Origin of the sequence: Mesobacillus sp., from assembly GCF_049588175.1 — a bacterium.
Classification (GTDB): domain Bacteria; phylum Bacillota; class Bacilli; order Bacillales; family Cytobacillaceae; genus Mesobacillus.
This window is the reverse complement of the sequence record NZ_JBAVFI010000105.1, coordinates 1-2,050: the sequence shown is the minus strand read 5'-3', so window position 1 is coordinate 2,050 and position 2,050 is coordinate 1. Positions and strand designations below refer to the sequence as shown.

Genomic DNA, 2,050 nt, shown 5'->3' with positions numbered 1-2,050 from the left:
AAGATATTCAGCGAAGCCTGTATGAAAAAGCTCTGAATCATCGTGAGGATAAAACAAACGCCGCTCTTAATCTTGATGAATTTAAAACAGTCCTTGAAAAAGAGACAGGTTTCATTAAGGCCATGTGGTGCGGTGATCGAGCATGCGAGGATAAAATAAAAGAAGAAACGACAGCAACATCTCGATGCATTCCTTTTGAACAGGAACAAGTAGGCGAAAAATGTGTATGCTGCGGCAAGGAAGCTGAGAAAATGGTCCTTTGGGCAAAAGCTTATTAATTTATAAAGCAATCCTTTTTGGGATTGCTTTTTCCTTTTGCTCCTTGAAGATTTATGAAACCTTTATTTGGAAAAAACGTCTATTAAAAGAACGGGGGGCTTATAATGAAAAAAATTCCTGCACTATTTCTTACATTAATCGGTTTCATCATCTTAAATTTGTATTTTAATCTGATACCAACTTTACTGCCCAAAAATGATATTTTACGATTTTTCCACTTGCTGCTGTTCTTTCCTCTGGCCTACATACTTGCGCGTAAACTAACTAGGGAAGGAATGGCCTTGTACGGATTTGTTTTTTATAAGGGATGGTTACGAAATCTATTGTTGGGATTTTTCATTGGCTTTAGTTTCTGGGCAGTTTTGTTCATCTTATATTTTCACCTTAGAAAATATGAATTTATTGGGTTTGCTCCTCTTTTAAACGCAGCAGCCAACTTTTTTGTCATTCTTATAGGATTCGGTTTAGGCTCGTTGATCAACGACATGATCGTCAGGGGGTATTTAATAAATCAATTGAAGGGTAAGATTCCTCTCTCAGTGATATTCACGGTTTCCTTGATCATTTACACCTTCGATGATATCTGGAATGCTGGATTTAGTGTTCAAAACACTATTTTTTCATTTGCATTGGGCTTAAGTTTGACCTATAGCTTTATCAAAGCAAATTCAATTTGGCTGGATACTGGTATCCATTTCGGATTGAATGTTCTTTATGGGCTATTCTTCGGCGTGTCTCAACAAATAGGCGGAGGTATATTTTTATTCAAGGAAACATCAACTTCGAGTAATTTAACCATTTGGTTGTCAACTTTTCTTTCACTCCTGATTTTATTGACCGCGTTCTTATTAAACCGGTATATCATTGTTTACAAACCTGGAGCTAGAAAATGCATGGATGAGACGAGTACCATCCATATCGCCAATTAGTTAAAGAAAAGAAAATATTCAAACATCCAAAATGTAAATTTATGCCTCCGTTTGATATAATTGGGTTGGGCCAGATTTGATTTACAGACTAGACATCCACATTCCATATATTTTTGAATAGGAGAGGATGCAATGATGAAAGCAACAGGAATTGTCAGGAAAACCGACCAGCTTGGCAGGATCGTTATTCCAATGGAATTAAGGAAAAAACTGAGTATTGGAGAAAATGATCCGCTGGAGATTTTTGTTGATGAGGATATGATCATCCTAAAGAAATATCAGCCTGATTTAACGTGCCTTATAACAGGAACAATCAGCAGTGATAATCTGTCGCTCGCCAATGGAAAGGTAATTTTGAGCCGTGAAGGGGCGGATCAATTGATTAAAGAATTGCAAAGTTACCTAGCTGCAAATTAAAAAATATTTTAAAAGCAGTCCTTTTGGGACTGCTTTTCTTATGTCTATAGGTCTTCTCGATAGATTGGCATGCTCATGCAGCGAGGGCCTCCACGACCCCTTGATAACTCGGAGCTTGGAATTTCAATTACTTCAATGCCATTTTCTCTTAATAAATCATTCGAAACATAATTACGATCATAGGTAACAACAACCCCCGGAGCGATCGCAAGAGTATTTGAGCCATCGTTCCATTGCTCACGCGCCGCAGCTATTTCGTGGCCGCCTCCACACGGTATCAAAACAAGCTCCTGCAAATGAAGGACTTCTTTCAAAGTTTCAGTTAAATTTGTTCGTTCTTTTATTTCCAATCTCTCGGGATCATTGCTTTTTTCTAAAATATATATTTTCATTTTACCGTTAGGACCTTCAATTCCATGATGAAT

3 protein-coding genes and 1 pseudogene are annotated in these 2,050 nt (G+C 37.4%); 3 read left to right on the top strand and 1 reads right to left on the bottom strand.

The features are described 5' to 3' along the window. The 3 genes and pseudogenes from WB217_RS02225 to WB217_RS02215 form a co-directional block, all read left to right on the top strand. Nucleotides 1-278: pseudogene (locus tag WB217_RS02225) on the top strand (proline--tRNA ligase); the annotation flags it as partial. A 105-nt stretch (nucleotides 279-383) separates the two neighbouring features. Continuing rightward, complete coding sequence (locus tag WB217_RS02220; RefSeq protein ID WP_423990241.1) at nucleotides 384-1,208, top strand: type II CAAX prenyl endopeptidase Rce1 family protein; 825 nt, start codon at nucleotides 384-386, stop codon at nucleotides 1,206-1,208. Between the two features lie 135 nt (nucleotides 1,209-1,343). Continuing rightward, complete coding sequence (locus WB217_RS02215) at nucleotides 1,344-1,625, top strand: AbrB/MazE/SpoVT family DNA-binding domain-containing protein (RefSeq protein WP_423990243.1); 282 nt, start codon at nucleotides 1,344-1,346, stop codon at nucleotides 1,623-1,625. 44 nt (nucleotides 1,626-1,669) lie between these two features. Here WB217_RS02215 and WB217_RS02210 read toward each other — a convergent pair. Beyond that, nucleotides 1,670-2,050, bottom strand: a 381-nt coding sequence (locus tag WB217_RS02210) for an arginine deiminase family protein (RefSeq protein ID WP_423990239.1), incomplete at its 5' end; no start/stop codon positions are given.

Bases quoted from the DNA above. Each gene is read 5' to 3' on its own strand.
- WB217_RS02220 (WP_423990241.1), top strand. From the start codon at position 384: ATGAAAAAAATTCCTGCACTATTTCTTACATTAATCGGTTTCATCATC.
- WB217_RS02215 (WP_423990243.1), top strand. From the start codon at position 1,344: ATGAAAGCAACAGGAATTGTCAGGAAAACCGACCAGCTTGGCAGGATC.